This window comes from Sorangium sp. So ce834 (genome assembly GCF_051521425.1).
In the GTDB taxonomy this organism is placed as follows: Bacteria; Myxococcota_A; Polyangia; order Polyangiales; family Polyangiaceae; genus Sorangium; species Sorangium cellulosum_D.
The window spans coordinates 10,301,515-10,317,749 of sequence record NZ_CP150351.1 but is presented as its reverse complement, the minus strand read 5'-3'; the positions used below and the strand labels follow the sequence as shown (position 1 = coordinate 10,317,749).

Here is a 16,235-nt window from a genome sequence, read left to right as displayed (position 1 = left end):
GCGCGCCACGCCGGAGGCCGCCGTTCCCCGGGCCGGGGCCAGGGCGCCGCGATCAGAGGTCGTCGTCGCCGGGCGCGCGCCGGGGGTGGACGGTGGCAGAGACGATCTTCCAGTCGCCGTCGACCTTCTCCAGCCGGAGCGCGACGGGCAGCTCGTCGCGCCGGGCGGGGTGGCCGTGCCGGGCGCCCGTGACGGTCGCGGTGGCGGTCACCTCGGCGGTCATGCCGGCCGGATCGACCTGGATCTCCGTGTCGCCGAAGCTCACGTCCGCGGTCTGGTAGACGACCGCGGCCTGGGTCGCGGCCGCGGCGAGCTCGTCGCGGCCGCTGAGCCGGTCGCTGATCTCGACGACGCGGGCGCTCGCCTCCTTCGTGAAGATCTCGGCGAACTCCTTGCGGACGCGGCCGTGGCGCACCAGCGGGTTGCGCTCGCCGTCGTCGATGCGCACCGCGTCCGCGAGCTGGGCGAGCCGGTCGCGGATCCGGTCCTCGTCGGAGGGGGAGAGCAAGAGCGCCACCGCGGCGAGGACGGCGCCGAGGGCGATGAGCCCGAGCGGGAGCCAGCGTTTCATGCGGGAAGTATAGGCGACAGGCGCCGCGCGAGCCCACCCGACCCCGGATGGCGCGCGGCAGCGCGCGCCGTCGCCGCCGGGATCCGCGCCTCCGCGGCGAGCGCGCCCGCTCAGGCGGTCGCGGCGAACACGGCGAGGGCGCCCACCCGGAGGACGGCCAGGACGGCCTCGCGGAGCCTCGCGGAGCCGAGCACCTCTTTCCAGAGATAACCCGAGATGCCGAGCGACTGGGCCCGCGTCAGCATCATCGGCGCCGGCTGGCCCGTGATGAAGATCACCGGGGCCTCGGTGATGCGCTTGAGCTTCTCGAGCAGCTCCAGGCCATCCATGTCGGGGAGGCGGTAATCGAGGATGATGCAATCGGGCGGGCTCGTCCGGCACGCCTCGAGGGCGGCCTTCGCCGTCGGCGCCTCGATCAGCGTGACGTCGATGTCCGCCCAGTCCCGCAGGTAGCGCCCGTAGATGGTGCGATCGATCTCGCTGTCCTCGACGAGGAGGATCACGGCCTTCCGGAGCGCCATGGGGACCAATCTCCTTTGTCCAGCCGTGAGACGCAAGTTGGACGTTGCGCGCAGCGCGTGGGGAACCACCCCGAATACCGCAGGGGCAGCCCCCGATAGGCCTCGTCGCTAGCTCCCGACGATCGGCTCGAGGCACCGGTCGCGCGCGTCGCGCAGCGCGCTGAGCTCGACGTCGATCACCGCGCCGCCGCCCGACGCGATCGTGAGCCGATCCCCGCCGGTGGTGCCGAGCTCGGTGCAGGGCACGCCGGCCTCCCTGGCCCTGCGGGCGACCTCGGCGGCGTCCTCGGGCCGGACGCTGACGACGACGCGGCTCGGCGCCTCGCCGAACAGCGCCTCGGAGAGCTCCTCGCGCGCCTCGCCCTCGGGCAGCCGCACGCGGGCGCCCACCATCGCCGCCGGGTCGTCGGCGGCGGCGCAGCACTCGCCGAGCGCGATCGCGAGCCCGCCGTCGGAGACGTCGTGCGCGCTCTGGAGGAGCCGCGGCCGCGAGCGCGCGAGGGCGAGGCAGAGCCCCTGGAGCCGCGCCTCGCGATCGAGATCGATGGCGGGGCTCGGCCCCTTCACCTCGCCGGTGTGGCGCGCGACGTACTCCGAGCCGCCGAGCGGGCCGCCGCGCGGGTCGCCGAGCAGGAGCACCGTGAGGCCGGCGGCCGGGAACGACGCCCGCAGCACGTCGCCCGGGTCCGCGACGAGCCCCACCACCGCGACCGTCGGGGTGGGCAGGATCGCGCGGCCGTCGGTCTCGTTGTAGAGCGACACGTTGCCGCTCACGACCGGCACCGAGAGCGCGCGGCACGCCGCCGCCATGCCGTCGATCGCGAGCGCGAACTGCCGCATGATCTCCGGCCGCTCCGGGTTGCCGAAGTTGAGGCAGTCGGTCAGGCCGATCGGCTCCGCGCCCGCGCACACCACGTTGCGGCACGCCTCGGCCACGGCCATCGCCGCGCCCTGGAACGGGTCGAGCTCGCAGAGCCGCCCGTTGCAGTCGCTCGAGAACGCGAGGAGCTTCTCGAACCGCTTCCCGTCCTTCTCGCAGGGGACGCGCACCACCGCGGCGTCGCTGCCGGCCCGGACCTCGGTGCCGCCCCGCACGATCTGGTCGTACTGCCGCCACACCCACGCGCGGGAGCCGAGGTTCGGCGAGCCCGCCATCGCGAGGAAGAGCTCGGACCACGAGGTCGGCGCGGGGAGGGTGCGCGGGTCGAAGGCCCGGCGCGCCGGCAGCGTGGCGTCGTCGCGCTGGGGGCGGTCGTACTTCGGCGCCGCGTCGGTCAGGAAATCGACCGGGAGGTCGCAGACGACGACCGGATCGCGCGGGGTGCTGGCGGCCGCGCCGCCGAGCGGGTCGTAGCCGGGCGTGGCGCGCACGATCCAGCGGCCCGTGTCGGTGACCTTGCCGATGATCGCCGCGTCGAGCTCCCATTTCGTGCAGATCTCGATGACGCGCGCCTCGCACCCGGGCTTCGCGACGAGGAGCATGCGCTCCTGCGACTCGCTGAGGAGCATCTCGTACGGGGTGAGCCGGGCGGCGCGCCGCGGGACCAGGTCGAGATTGAGATCGAGGCCGCTGCCGCTCCGGCCCGCCATCTCGACCGACGACGAGGTGAGCCCCGCGGCGCCCATGTCCTGGACGCCGACGAGCAGGTCCTCCGCGAAGATCTCGAGGCACGCCTCGAGCAAGAGCTTCTCCATGAACGGGTCGCCGACCTGGACCGTGGGCCGCTGGCTCGGGCCGCCCTCGGAGAACTCGTCCGAGGCCATGGTGGCGCCGTGGATGCCGTCGCGCCCGGTCTTGGCGCCGACGTAGAGCACGTTGTTGCCGATGCCGCTCGCGCGGCCGTAGAAGATGCGGTCGGTGCGGACGACGCCGCAGGTGAAGGCGTTGACGAGGATGTTGCCGTCGTAGGCGCGGTCGAAGAAGAGCTCGCCGCCGACGGTGGGGACGCCGATGCAGTTGCCGTAGCCGCCGACGCCCGCGACGACGCCGCGGAGCAGCTGCGGGGTGCGCGGGTGGTCGGGCCGGCCGAAGCGGAGCGAGTCGAGGTTGGCGACGGGGCGCGCGCCCATCGTGAAGACGTCGCGGAGGATGCCGCCGACGCCGGTGGCGGCGCCCTGGTAGGGCTCGATGTACGACGGGTGGTTGTGCGACTCCATCTTGAAGACGGCCGCGAAGCCGTCGCCGATGTCGACGACGCCGGCGTTCTCGCCGGGGCCCTGGATGACGCGGGGGCCGGCGGTGGGGAGGCGGGAGAGGTGCACGCGCGAGCTCTTGTACGAGCAGTGCTCGCTCCACATGACGCTGAGGACGCCGAGCTCGGTGAACGTCGGCTGCCGCCCGAGGCGCTCGCGGGCGCGCTCCCACTCGCTGGCCGAGAGCTTGTGCGCCTGCGCGAGGGCGAGGTCGACCGGCGGGTCGCCGGGGAAAGGGGTGGGGGCGGCGGGCGGAGGGGCGGCAACGACGGCGCTCATCGCGGGCCTAGCTAGCGCAAGGACGCGGGGAGGGGAAGGGGAGCGGGCCGACCGAGCAGAGCGGGGCTCACCCGCTGCGGATCCGGGCCCATCTCGACGTTTTCGGTGCTCGGCGTGCTGGAGCACGCCTGCGCGCCGAAAACGCCGATCTGGACCCGGCTCCTGTGCGGGTGAGCCCCGCTCTCGGCGTCGCGCTTGCTAGGCGTCTCGTTTGACAACGAGGGCGGTGAGGTCGTCGATCTGCTTCGCGGAGCCGGCGAAGCGGCGCACCTCGGCGAGGAGGGCGCCGAGGATGTCCGAGGTGGGGCGCGCGTTCAGGCGGTGGATGAGATCGCCGACGCGCTCCTTGCCGAACACCTGCCCGGCGGCGTCCTGGTACTCGTAAAAACCGTCGGTGAGCAGGATCAGGAGATCGCCCGGCGCCATCACGAGGGGGGGCGTCGGGGGGAGGTCGAGATCCTTGAACATGCCGAGGGGGACCGTCGTGGGATCGCGCCAGACGACCTGGCCCTCGGCCGCCCGGTAATGCAGGAGCGGGCCCTGCCCGGCGGCGTGGTAGCGGAGCTGGTGCGTGACCGGGTCGAGGATCCCGAGGAACGCGGTGATGAAGCGGTCGTTCGGCAGATCCTCGATGAGCTGCTGGTTGATGTGGTGCATGAGCGCGTCCATGTCGGCCGAGAGGCGCAGGCCGATGCGCAGCATCGCGCGGAACTGCGTCACGCTGAGCGCGGGGCCGATGCCGTGGCCGGCCGCGTCCGCGAGCAGGAGGAGGAGCGGCGACATGTCCGCGCGCTCGTCGAGCCGGATGACGTCGTAGATGTCGCCGCCGGTGTCGTCCGCCGGCTTGCTGAACGCCGACAGCGAGTATCCAGGGCAGCGCGGGAGCCGGCGCAGCAGGATGTTCTGCTGGATGTCGCGCGCGATGGTGAGGTCGTGCTCGAGCTTGATCTTGATCATCCGCTCCTCGAGCAGGAGCGTGCGCTGCACGGCGACGGCCGCCTGCGCCGCGAGCAGCTCCGCGACGTCGCGCTCGTCCGGGCCGAAGTGGCCCACCGCCGAATTCAGCATCTGCAGCACGCCGACGAGCTTGTCGTCGAGCCCGATGAGCGGCACCGTGATGAGGGATTTCGTGTGATATCCCGTCCGGCGGTCGATCTCCGGATTGAACCGCGGGTCGGTATAACAATCGTCGACGACGATGGTCTGGCGCTTGCGCGCGCACTCGCCGGCGATGCCCTTGTCGATGCTGACGCGGATTTGCGTCTCGCCCGTGGCGACACGCGAGTAAAGCTCTTTGGCCTCCGCGTCGTAGAGGAAGACGCTCCCGCGGTCGGCGCCTATCACCTCCCGCCCCGTCTTGATGATGAGCTCGAGCAGCTCGGTGAGATCGCACGGCGCCGCGAGCTTGCGCGAGACGTCCAGGATCAGGATGAGCGACGACGCATCGATCAGGGAGGGAGTGCCCACGCGCATGCGGCCCGAGAGTTTGGGCTACGTGGAAATAGGGGTCAAGACATGGTCTCGCCCGGGATGCTCGTGGCGAGCCCGTCGACCAGCGCGTCTCGCTTCCGTCGTCGCTTCCGTCGTCGCTTCCATCGTGATTTCCCTCGGGGTTTCGCCGTCGGGCCGCCGCGCTTCGCCCTGGGCGCTGCTTTTTTTTTCGAGCGGCGGCGGCCCGGCGCGCCGCGGCGACGACGCGAGATCGTGGATGCAGCGCGGCGGCCCGCGGGCCGCCGCGTCGTCGGCGCTACCACCTCGGCCCTACCTGTCCTAGAACACGCGACGCACACGCCCCTGAAAGCGAGCTCTTCGATGATTCGCCTCCGCCTCGCCGCCCTCGCCCTGCCCGCCGCCCTGGCCGCGGCGGCCTGCGACGCGCCGTCCGCTCCGGTCGGCGCGGCGCCCGACGCCGCGCCCTCCGCCGCCGCGCCGCCGGACCCGCCGCCCCCTGCCGCCGCGCCGCCGGCGAGCGCCCCCGCGGCGCCCGCCGACGCTCCCGCGGTCGCGGCCGACGCGGCGGCGCCGGCCGATGCGGGCGCGCCGGCGGAGGACGCGGGCCGCAAGCCGCCTGTCGACGCGGGCGACGCGGGCGGCGCGGCGGCGGCGCGCGACGCGGGCGGCGGAGCGGCGGGCGGCGGAGCGGCGGGCGGCGGGGCGGCGGGCGGCGGGGCGGCGGGCGGCGGGGCGGCGCGCGACGCGGGCGGCGGGCGCGCCGAGGCGCCGGCGGCGACGGGCGGGTCCCCGCCGGTCGCGGAGGCGCCGCCCCTCGCCCCGCCCGAGGCCGGGTCCGCGGACGCCGTGGCGGCGGAGGTCGACGCGATCTTCGTCGGCAAGAAGACCTATGTCGCCCGGTTCAAGCAGGAGCACACCCAGAAGATCTCCGGCGCCGTCAAGAAGCAGAGCGGCGCGCTGTCGGTCCAGAAGCCGGACAGGATCTCGTTTCGCTACGATCCGCCGAGCCGGAACCGCATCGTCTCCGACGGCGTGTCGCTCAAGGTCTACGTCGCCGAGGACCGGCAGATGTTCGTCACGCCGGTGAAGAACTCGGAGTATCCGGGCGCGCTCTCGTTCCTGATGGGCCACGGGCTCCGCCCGTCGTTCACGTTCACCTTCAACGAGAAGGCGAGCTTCCAGGGCGGCCCCGTGCTCGTCGGCAAGCCGCGGGCGCCGACTCCCCACTACGAGCTCGTGATGTTCTATATCGACAGCGCGCTCCTCGCGAAGAAGGACCCGGGCGTCGTGCGCCGCGTCCTCATCGTCGACGCGCAGGGCAACCGCAACCGGTTCGACTTCGAGAGCGCGTCGCAGCCCGCGTCGATCGATCCCGCGGAGTTCCAGTTCACCCCGCCGCCCGGCACCGACGTCAAGCAGAATTGATGATTCCGCGCCTCTCGCTGCCGGAGCTGTTTCCCGACTTCCATCCGGAGTGGATCCTCGCCGAGGACGCGGATCTCATCGTGGTCGACAAGCCGGCTGGCCTGTCGACGCACGCGCCGGAGGCGGACCGGATCGACGACGTGGTGACGCGCCTCCGCGCCTTTCTCCGCGGCCGGGGCGACGCGGAGGCGTACCTCGGGATCCACCAGCGGCTCGATCGCGACACCTCGGGGGTCCTGCTGTTCACGCGGCGGCGCGAGGCGAACGCCGCCGTCGCGCGGCAGTTCGAGGGGCGCACCGTGCAAAAGACGTACGTCGCCGCCGTGTCCGGCTTCGGCGATCGCGCGCCGCGCGGCACGCTGCGGCACCGCCTCGTCCCGGCGCCGGGCGGCGCGATGCGCGCGATCGCCGAGGTCGGCGCGGGGCGAGAGGATCGGGGCGCGGGGCGAGAGGATCGGGGCGCGGGGCGAGAGGATCGGGGCGCGGGGCGAGAGGATCGGGGCGCGAGGCGAGAGGATCGGGGCGCGAGGCGGGAGGATCGGGGCGCGCGGCGAGGAGACCGCGGTGCGAGGCGGGAGGACCGGGGCGCGGGCGGCCCGGAGCGAGCCGCCAGCGGCGCGCTGGCGATCACCCGCTACCGGCTCCTCGAGCGCCGCGGCGACCGCGCCCTCCTCGAGCTCCGGCCCGAGACCGGCCGCACCCACCAGCTCCGGGTACAGCTCGCCGCGATCGGCCTGCCCATCGCCGGCGATCCGCTTTACGGCGGCGCCGACGCCCCGCGCCTGCTCCTGCACGCCGCCGAGCTCCGCCTCGATCACCCGGCCACCGGCGCGGCCGCGACCTTCCGGTCGCAGCTGCCAGCGGCGTTCGAGGCGTGGCTCGCGGACGCGCCGGCGGACCCGTACGCGGGGGGCGTCGCGGCCGTCGAGCGCGCCATGCGCGAGGCCGCCGAGCGGCGCTACGCCGTCGCGCGCGCCGGCGACACCACGGCGTTCCGGCTCGTCCACGGCGTGGGCGACGGGCTCCCCTCCATCTCGGTCGACCTCTACGGCGAGCACCTCGTCGTGGCGCTGTTCGGCACGGGCGAGGGCGAGCCGGGCGCGCCGCCGCGCGACGTCGTGCTCGACGCGGCCCACCGGCTCGGGGCGAGGGGCGTCTACCTCAAGGTGCGCCCGAAGCACGCGAGCGTGATCGTCGACGCGCGGCGCGAGGAGTTCGCGCCGCGGCACGCCGTCCGGGGGGAGAGCGCCCCCGAGGAGCTCACGATCTTCGAGCACGGCCTGCCGTACAAGGTGCGGCTCGGCGACGGGCTCTCGACCGGCATCTTCCTCGACCAGCGCGAGAACCGGCGGCGCGTGCGCGAGCTCGCCCGGGGCGCCCGGGTGCTGAACCTGTTCGCCTACACGGGCGCGTTCACCGTCGCGGCCGTGGCGGGCGGCGCGCGCGAGAGCGTCACCGTCGACGTGTCCCGGGGGGCGGTCGCCTGGGCGCGCGAGAACCTCGACGCGATCGGCGCGGACGCGGCGGCGCACGTCGTGGTCGAGGCCGACGTGTTCCCGTGGCTGAAGGCCGCCGCTCAGGCCGGCCAGCGCTTCGACCTCATCGTGCTCGACCCGCCGAGCTTCGCGACCACGAAGAAGAGCCGCTTCAGCGCGGCGAGCGACTTCGGGGCGCTCGCCGCGCTCGCCTTCCGCCTGCTCGCCCCGGGCGGCCGGCTGCTCGCCTGCACCAACCACCGCGGCATCGCGCGCGCCAAGTTCCGGCGCCATTTGCACGAGGCCGCGCGTGAAGCAGGATGCGACGTCGTACAGATGAAAGATCTCCCCGATCCGGTCGATTTTCCGAGCGAGCTGGGCATGGAGCCCCACCTGAAGAGCGTCCTCGCCACGGTGGGGGCGCCGGCGGCCAAGGCCGGCGCATCCCCGAAGGGCGCGCCGGCCGCGAAGGGCGCGCCGGCCGCGAAGGGCGCGCCGGCCCGCGGCGCTCGCCGAGGGACCGCCGCGCCTGCCCGGGCGCCTCGCCGGGGGGCGCGATGAGCCAGCGCCGTCTCCTCATCACGATCCGCTCGTACGCCTACCTGGAGCCCGCCTTCCTCGCCGCGGGCGACTTCGAGCGCGGCATGGTCGAGCGCAAGAGCTTCCCGGACGGCGAGCGCTACCTGCGGGTCGCGGTCGACTGCTGGGGGCGCGACGTGGTCCTGCTCGGCGGCGCGCCGCAGGACCTCGACTGGCTCGAGATCTACGACCTCGGCTGCGCCATCTCGCGCGCCGGCGCCCGGTCGCTCTCCATCGTGATGCCGTATTTCGGCTACGCGACCATGGAGCGGGCCGTGAAGCCGGGCGAGGTGGTGACCGCGAAGACGCGGGCGCGGCTCATCTCGGCGATCCCGTCGTGCGACGCGGGCACGCGCATCTTCCTCTTCGATCTGCACACCGACGGCATCGAGTTCTACTTCAGCGACTCGCACGTGACGCGCCACCTCTACGGCGCCCCGCTCATCACGCAGGCGGTCCGCGAGCTGATGGGCGATCGCCCGTACGTGCTCGCGGCGACGGACGCCGGACGGGCCAAGTGGGTGCAGAGCCTCGCCCGCGGCCTCGGCGTCGAGCCGGCGTTCGTCTACAAGGAGCGGCGGGGCGACGGGGTCGGCGTGACCGGCGTCAACGCCGATGTCTCGGGCCGCGAGGTCGTCATCTACGACGACATGGTCCGCACCGGATCGTCGCTCGTCCAGGCGGGGCGCGCCTACCTCGCCGCCGGGGCCTCGAAGGTCCACGCCGTCGCGAGCCACCTGGTCCTGCCGGGCGACTCGCTCGAGAAGATCCGGAAGACGGGCGTGTTCACGACGCTGCTCGGCACCGACTCGCACCCTGGCAGCCAGCAGCTCGCCGACACGCCCGGCGCCCTGCATTCGGTGGCGCCGCTCATCGTGCGCGCGCTCGAGCGGGAGACCTAGAGCACCCTCACCGCGGGCCGGACGCCGGCGCGGGCCGGCCGCCCAGCTCCCCGTAGAGGCCGGTGAGCCGCTCGACGACGGCCGAGATGTCGTACCGCGACCGCGCCCGCTCCCAGGCGCCGCGGCCCATCCGCTCGCGGAGCTCGCCCGAGCCGAGCAGCCGGTTGATCCGCTCGGCGAGCGCGTCCGCGTCGCCCGCCGCGATCAGGAAGCCGCTCTCGCCGTCGGCGATCACCTCGGGGATCGCCCCGACCCGGGTCGCCACCACCGGCCGGGCCGCCGCCATCGCCTCCAGGAGCGCGATCGGCAGCCCCTCCGCGTGGGACGGGAGGATGAACACGCTGCTCTCCTCGAGCACCCGGGACTTCGCCTCGCCGCGCACGCTGCCCAAAAACCGCACGCTGTCGCGCAGGCCGAGCTCCGCGACCAGGCGCTTGTAGCCGGCGAGGGCGTCGGGCTCCGCCGGCCCGGCGAGGTTGAGCACCGCGGCGGGGTGCTGCCGCACCACCTGCGCGAACGCCCGGATCGCCTCCGGGACGCCCTTGCGGTCGTCGATGGAGCCGAGGAGCAGCACGCTCGGGGCGGCGGGGAGCGGGAGCGGCGCGGCCGGCACGGAGACCGCGTTCTCCAGGGTGACGATGTGGGCGCCGGGCGCGATGCGGCCGAGGTAATCGGCCCAGTACGCGCTCAGCGCGATCACCGCGTCCGCGTCGCGCAGGCTCCGGGCGATCCACCCCTTCCACCGGCTCCGGGCGACGAAGTCCTCGAACTTGCTGCCGTGGATGTGCAGGATCGTCCGGTAGCCGAGCCACTGGCCGAGCTGCGAGAAGACCGCCTTCTCGTAGTAGGACCACCCGTACGACGAGTGGATGTGCAGGACGCGGCACTCGGGGCGGTTGGCGACGATCGCGGCGCACCCGCGGGCGAAGCGCGTCAGCTTGCCCCGCAGCGCGGGCGCGGGGGCGGTGTCGCAATGGCGCGTGGGGATCCGCTCCAGCATGGTCTCCACGTAGGTCGCGATCCCCCCCACCGCCGGCGCCCGCGGGCCGATCACCAGCACGCCCGCGCGCTCAGACATCGGCGCCCTCGCTCGGCTGCTTCAGGATCCGGGCGGGGACGCCGCCCACCGTCGCGCCCGCCGGGACGTCCTTGACCACCACCGCGTTCGCGCCCACCACCGCGCCGCGCCCGACGCGGATCGGGCCGAGGATCTTCGCGCCGGCGCCCAGGTAGACGTCGTCCTCGATCACCGGCACCCCGGTGTGGCCCTGGCGCCCGCCGATGGTCACCTGCTGGGCGATGACCACGTTCCTGCCGATCCGCGCCTGCGCGTGGATCACCACCCCCATCCCGCCGTACCCGAACCGGGAGCCGGCGCCGATCTCGGCGCTGGGCGGGATCGAGCTATTGTAGACGAGGAAGGTCGTCCAGTAGAGCAGCTTGGGGACCACGGGGATTTGCTTGGCGTGGCACCAGTGCGCGACGTTGTACAGGTGAATGGCGTTCATGGAGTTCTCGACGGCTCTCGCGCGGGCCGGTCAGGCCATCGATCCAACATGGCCAGCATGGCTCGCGCCGCGGCGGCGCCCGGCGGCCCGGGCGAGCGGGGCCTCGTCCTCGTCTTCGTACAGGCGTTGATAGGTCTCCGCCATCGTCGCCACGTCGGAGGGAGAAGGAAATCCAAACGTCTCGGCACGTCAAGCCCCAACTGCGGGGCCTGCCCGTGGTTGACAGGACGTTCTTCCATGCTATCCGGCCCTCCGGGAAAAGCGACGGTAGATCAATAACTTAGCCGCGCATCGAGGGGCCGTCTTTACGCTGCGGCCCGCGGGGGCTCGTCCGAAACGGCCCGGCTTCGTTCCCGGAAGGGCGATGCAGAGCGCACCGGCGCGCGTCGTCCTCACTGCGCGGCCTGCGCTTTCAGGGTCGGGTGGACAGCGGGCCCGGCATGCGGTGAGCCTGGCCCCCCGGCGCGGACCTCGCCGGCGCGAAGCTCCCCAGCGCCGAGCTCTCCGGAGCGGAGCTGACGTCGGTCGCGGCATGAAACGCGGCGCGGCTCGATCGAGGAAGCGCGGCGAGCAGCAGCGAGCGTTGGAATCGCCGCGCACGGCGACGCGCGCATGTCGGAGCGCTGCGCAGGCTGCATCGATGCGTATCACCGTGCGATATCCTCACGATGAATCCAGATCTCGTGTCGCTCGTGGCGCCCATCGTGATGCTGCGCTTCGTCCGGGCGAGCGTCTCGATGTCACGTGACATGTCACGTGACATCGAGACGCCGCACCGTGACGTCTCCTCGCGAGAACGGTCACCCCGCGGCCCTTCGGCGCGGTATTGGGCGCATCTCGCTGGGCGCTGTGCGAGCGGAGCGTTGGCACTCCCATTGCAATGAATCGCTGCCGTCCGATGGCATGCTGGCCACGCCTCCCGGCGAGTAGGTCGGCACCCAGCTCGTCTCTGATCCTGTTGTGACAAGAGGCGGGCCATTGAGGCACGGCGTCCCTGGGGCTCTCTTCTCTGTGTCCTCTGCGCCTCTGTGTCGCACCTCCCTGCCGACTGCGGTCCACCGCGACCTATCCCAGGAAAGGACTCTTCGATGCGAACTCTCTTCATGCGTCCGAGCGCCACGCACGACAGCGGCCCGGCGCCAGCGCCGCCGGCCGACGCCTCGCGCGCCGAGCGCCCGAGCGGCGGCGAGGTGATGTGTCATGGCTGACGCGCGCCGCTTCCGCGCATCTCCCGCGCTCGCCGCGGCCCTCCTCTCGGCCTGCGCCGCCGGCGAGGTCGCCCCGGCGCCCGGCGCCGCCGAGACCGAGGAGACCGGCTCGCAGCAGAGCGCCCTCGTCAAACACAAAGCGCAATCGCTCAGCGCAGGGATGAACCACGCCTGCGCGGTCCTGAAGACCGGCGCGCTCAAGTGCTGGGGGGACAACTACTACGGTCAGCTCGGCCTCGGCGACACCGAGATCCGCGGTGACAGCGCTGGCGAGATGGGAGACGCCCTCCCGGCGAGCTTCGGTCAGGGCATCTCCGCCGTCACGGCCGGGTACATGCATACGTGTGCGCTGTATCAACCCTTTTCCTGGTCGCGGCCTGGCCTGAAATGCTGGGGGAGGAACGGCAGCGGTCAGCTCGGCCAGCTCCAGATCGGCGACCGCGGCGACGAGCCGCGCGAGATGTTCCAGATGCACTTCACGGACCTGGGCGCAGGCCGTCGTGCCAAGTCCGCGGATTCCGGCTCGTACCACACCTGCGCGGTGCTCGACAACGACGAGCTCAGGTGCTGGGGCTACAACATGCACGGTCAGCTCGGCCTCGGGGACTCGCAGAACCGCGGCGACTCGGCGCTCGAGATGGTGTTCCTCTCCACGATCCCCCTCGGGACGGGCCGCACCGCGAAGGCCGTCGCGGCCGGCGAGAGCCATACGTGCGTGCTCCTCGACAACAACCAGGTCAAGTGCTGGGGCTTGAACGCGGGCGGCTCGCTCGGCCTCGGCGACCTGAACCCGCGCGGCCTCACCACCGCGACGAAGCCGGCGAGCCTCCCCGTGGTCCAGCTCGGCGGCGCCAACGATGAGGCCAAGGCGATCGCCGCCGGCGGCCAACACACCTGCGCCATCCTCCCCGACGACACGGTCAAGTGCTGGGGGGCCAACGACTACGGTCAGCTCGGTCAGGGCAACACGAACAGGCTCGGCGACAGCACCGCGACCGAGCCGGAGGACTTCGCCGCCATCGGCCTGGGGGGACCCGTCTCGGCGATCTCCGCTGGCTGGCGGCACACCTGCGCCCTCCTCGTCAACGGCACGGTCAAGTGCTGGGGGCTCAACGACCACGGCCAGCTCGGCCTCGGGCACAACCAGAACCAGGGCGACGCTCCCGGCGAGCTCGCGGCCCTCCCCGCCGTCGACCTCGGCCCCGGCCGCACGGCCAAGGCGGTCGCCGCGGGCGTCTTCTTCACCTGCGCGCTCCTCGACACGGACGAGGTCAAGTGCTGGGGCGACGACGCCTACGGCGCGCTGGGCCACCCCGGCTGCTCCGGCGCCACGCCGGACTGCGGCGACGAGCCGGGCGAGATGGGCGCCGCGCTCCCGGCCGTCGACCTCGGCGATGACGAGCTCGCCGTGGGCGGCTGCGGCGCGCCGACCCTGGTCCTTCGCGACGGACCCGCCAACGACCCGAACGCGAACGAGCTCTGCCTCCACGGGACGGGCACGCTGGACCTCGCCACGGTTCCGCGCGGGACCACCGGCACCTGGGCCGGCCAGGTCGAGAGCTTCTACCGCGACCTGCCGCCTGGCGACCCCGACCGGGGCGGCCTCCTCTCGCGGGCGTCCTGCGCGACGTACGACTGCCCCTCCCAGCACTTCACCGGCGCCGACAGCTCCGGCTGGGTCGACGCCGACGAGAACGCCGAGGCAGCGGAGCTCGTCACGCTCTTCCACCTGAAGGAGCCGATCCGCACCGAGGATTTCACCACCAGCGTCCCTGGGTTCATCCTCGCCGACAGCCCCATCAAGCCGCCCGTCACCGTCTCGGCCCTCGCGCAGGAGAGCACCTTCGTCTGGCACGGCGATCGTTATACGAACGACTGGACCGCCGCGACCGCGAACCCCGACATCATCGTCGGCCATTACATGCCCGTCTCCGGGGTCGACGACGGCGTCCTCGCGCGCTGCCAGACAGACTCCGATTGCCTCCTGGAAGGGTATCACTGCATCACCTGGAACGCCGCGTCCAACCCGGCGACCTACTACTTCCATGGCGAGAAGGTGTGCTGGTACACGTCGAGCGAGATGCGCAGTTGCCAGAAGGACTCGGGCACGGAGGACTTCGGGGGGCCCAGCCAGGACGCAGACTGCAAGCCGACGCCGGACAGCGACATCGCCGGCGTCTGCGCGCAGGCCCCGGGCGGGACGCAGCTCAAGTGCTTCCAGAGCGCGGCGCTCAAGGGCGCGATTAACTACAACTACTGGGACGCGCTCCATCCCGAGTGGATCCTCCGCAGGTGCACGAGCAGCGGCGGAAAGCTCGACGCGGCCCCGTCGGTGGTCAGGGACAGGAAGAACGCGGCGTACTGGGGGGTCGAGAACCCGGCGCTCGACTTCACCAACGAGGAGGTCGTTGAAGAGATGCTGTCGCGGATCCGCGCTCAGCGTGGATTTCGCGCCCATGGGGCACGAGTGGGCTGACGGCGACGTGCGAGCATCGTTCCGCCGAAGAATGCGATGCCAATTACACATTGGTGCACCCACAGCGTCACGAAGGCACACGCCCCCCTTACCCCCGCGATGATTTCGGCTGGTCCGGACTCAATTCAGCCAGCGGGCGAGCTGCGAGCGCTCCGGCACGTGCAGGGTCGTGCCCCGACCCGACCGGGCCAACCTTCCCGGGACGAGGATGAGCGCGCGGCGCAGCCACGGCGTTCGCCAGCTCGCCAGGTGCGGAACGTGCTCCAGCACAAAGCGGCGCATCAGGTTGGCGGTGAGCAGCTTCAGCAGCAGCGCGGCATGATTGGCGTTGAAGCAGTGGCTCGGCACGCGACCGCATCCCCACCCGTGCTTGAGATCGCCGATAAGCGGCTCGATGCCCGCGCGCAGGTCATATCGCCCCGCGACGTCCTCCGGCGCTTCGACCGGCTCGTTGGTCAAGAAGACCTGCACCGTGTAGTCGAGGCCTTCCCAGAGGTAGATCTGCTTGCCGTTCTCCCGGTCGCGTGTGCGTACGGCGATGACGCGGACCCCATCCGGCCATTCGCTGCGCCGGAAGGGGACCTCGGCCACCTGCCGTCGAGGACGACCGTCGGCATCCCGGTCGATGGTACGCCATCCAGTGGCGTGTGCGACCATGCCCACCAGATCGGGACTCATCCGCGCCTTGGTGAGGAAAAAGCATCCCTTCGCGGCAACGGCGTGCATCAAGGCGCTGCAATCTCCCGCGCCATCGATCCGCACGTAGATGACCGCGCTCGGCGCTGCGGCGCGCGCCCGGTCGATGCATTCCTCGACGAAAGGTACATCGGCTTCGCCGAAGCTCGTGTCGCCAGGTCGCAGCTTGGCTCCGACGATGGCGTCGGCCTCGGCGATGCGCGCCAGGATCGGATGATAGCTCGGTCGACCGTGGTATCGCGGATTCGGGCCCGGAAGCGCCCCCTCCTGCATCCCGAAGAGCGGCTCCACGGTCGTGTCCACGTCGATGTGCACGAACCGATGCTTTCGGCGAGCAACGAGGGCGAGCCCGTGGTCGACGACCATGCTGTGCAGTGCTTCGAGCGCCTCCTCATCGAAGCGGCACAGGTCCCGGTAGACGGTGTCGATGCTGGGGACGACCCCGCCTGCCAGACGCGCGAAGAGCGGATCGACGGCGAGCGCCTCGATGCCGAAGACGCGCTCCTCGCCGGCGAGCGCGCTGTCCATCAGCAGGCGCATCTGCGCGGCCATCGGGTAGATGACCGAGCGGCCCGTCTTGAGCCGGGAAAACCTGCGGCTCAGGGCCACGTCGACGCCGAGCTCGCGGAGGAAGGCGCCGAACGGGGCAAGCCCTGCGACGCCCGTCAGGTTCTTCTCCGTGGGCTCGACGTGAATCCTGGAAGGGTCTGGCCGCCGGATTCGCTCCTGGTGCCGCCCGTCGCCTTTCCTCTTGAACCCGAGCTCGCGTCGACGCACCTTGGAGGTGCTCGGCGTGCGTCTTCGTTTGGTCATAGCAACCCGGGCGGGTCGCCACGCCGAGCCTTTCTTTCAAGGCGTTCCTTTTACTGCGCCGGATTTCTCACGCCCCAGATCGGCATCGTAGGCGCGAAATCCACGCTCAGTGGGCGCGGGGGCTGAAGTTCGACGCT

General features: G+C 72.2%; 11 protein-coding genes and 1 pseudogene. 5 read left to right on the top strand and 7 right to left on the bottom strand.

Going from position 1 to position 16,235, the window contains the following annotated elements:
- Window positions 1-52: 52 nt before the first annotated feature.
- From WMF20_RS37900 to WMF20_RS37885, 4 genes are all read right to left on the bottom strand, one after another.
- Entirely contained in the window at window positions 53-571 is a 519-nt protein-coding gene (locus WMF20_RS37900) for a nuclear transport factor 2 family protein (protein ID WP_129578853.1), read from the bottom strand.
- Window positions 572-681: 110 nt separating this feature from the next.
- Window positions 682-1,092, bottom strand: a complete 411-nt coding sequence (locus WMF20_RS37895) for a response regulator (RefSeq protein ID WP_437606653.1) — start codon at window positions 1,090-1,092, stop codon at window positions 682-684.
- 108 nt (window positions 1,093-1,200) lie between these two features.
- Window positions 1,201-3,564 carry a phosphoribosylformylglycinamidine synthase subunit PurL gene (gene purL, locus WMF20_RS37890; protein WP_437606652.1) on the bottom strand — a complete coding sequence of 788 codons (2,364 nt, stop codon included), beginning with the start codon at window positions 3,562-3,564 and terminating at the stop codon, window positions 1,201-1,203.
- A gap of 198 nt (window positions 3,565-3,762) precedes the next feature.
- The gene (locus WMF20_RS37885) at window positions 3,763-5,037 is read right to left on the bottom strand and encodes a SpoIIE family protein phosphatase (protein WP_129578850.1); all 1,275 of its coding nucleotides are present in this window, start codon (window positions 5,035-5,037) and stop codon (window positions 3,763-3,765) included.
- A 339-nt stretch (window positions 5,038-5,376) separates the two neighbouring features.
- Here WMF20_RS37885 and WMF20_RS37880 point away from each other — a divergent pair, with 339 nt between their 5' ends.
- From WMF20_RS37880 to prs, 3 genes are read left to right on the top strand one after another with little or no spacing between them, the layout of a single operon-like run.
- A complete protein-coding gene (locus WMF20_RS37880; RefSeq protein WP_437606651.1) occupies window positions 5,377-6,441 on the top strand; it encodes a LolA family protein in 1,065 nt (354 codons plus the stop codon).
- Window positions 6,441-8,477, top strand: coding sequence for a class I SAM-dependent methyltransferase (locus WMF20_RS37875; RefSeq protein ID WP_437606650.1), 2,037 nt, complete (start codon window positions 6,441-6,443; stop codon window positions 8,475-8,477). Before WMF20_RS37880 ends, WMF20_RS37875 begins: the two co-directional genes overlap by 1 nt.
- A complete protein-coding gene (prs, locus tag WMF20_RS37870; protein WP_437606649.1) occupies window positions 8,474-9,397 on the top strand; it encodes a ribose-phosphate diphosphokinase in 924 nt (307 codons plus the stop codon). Before WMF20_RS37875 ends, prs begins: the two co-directional genes overlap by 4 nt.
- A gap of 7 nt (window positions 9,398-9,404) precedes the next feature.
- Here the strand turns inward: prs and WMF20_RS37865 are convergent, their stop codons facing one another.
- Window positions 9,405-10,475: a glycosyltransferase family 4 protein gene (locus WMF20_RS37865; RefSeq protein ID WP_437606648.1), complete on the bottom strand. Its 1,071-nt coding sequence runs from the start codon at window positions 10,473-10,475 to the stop codon at window positions 9,405-9,407.
- Window positions 10,468-10,905, bottom strand: coding sequence for a serine O-acetyltransferase (locus tag WMF20_RS37860; RefSeq protein WP_129578845.1), 438 nt, complete (start codon window positions 10,903-10,905; stop codon window positions 10,468-10,470). Before WMF20_RS37860 ends, WMF20_RS37865 begins: the two co-directional genes overlap by 8 nt.
- A 464-nt stretch (window positions 10,906-11,369) precedes the next feature.
- Between WMF20_RS37860 and WMF20_RS37855 the strand changes: the two are divergent.
- Together WMF20_RS37855 and WMF20_RS37850 are read left to right on the top strand one after the other, a co-directional pair.
- Window positions 11,370-11,441, top strand: a pseudogene (locus tag WMF20_RS37855) (hypothetical protein); the annotation flags it as partial.
- 664 nt (window positions 11,442-12,105) lie between these two features.
- Window positions 12,106-14,589, top strand: coding sequence for an RCC1 domain-containing protein (locus tag WMF20_RS37850; protein WP_437606647.1), 2,484 nt, complete (start codon window positions 12,106-12,108; stop codon window positions 14,587-14,589).
- 120 nt (window positions 14,590-14,709) lie between these two features.
- Here the strand turns inward: WMF20_RS37850 and WMF20_RS37845 are convergent, their stop codons facing one another.
- Window positions 14,710-16,098 (bottom strand): IS1380 family transposase, encoded by a 1,389-nt coding sequence (locus tag WMF20_RS37845; RefSeq protein ID WP_437606646.1) that lies wholly within the window; start codon window positions 16,096-16,098, stop codon window positions 14,710-14,712.
- Between the last annotated feature and the right edge of the window lie 137 nt (window positions 16,099-16,235).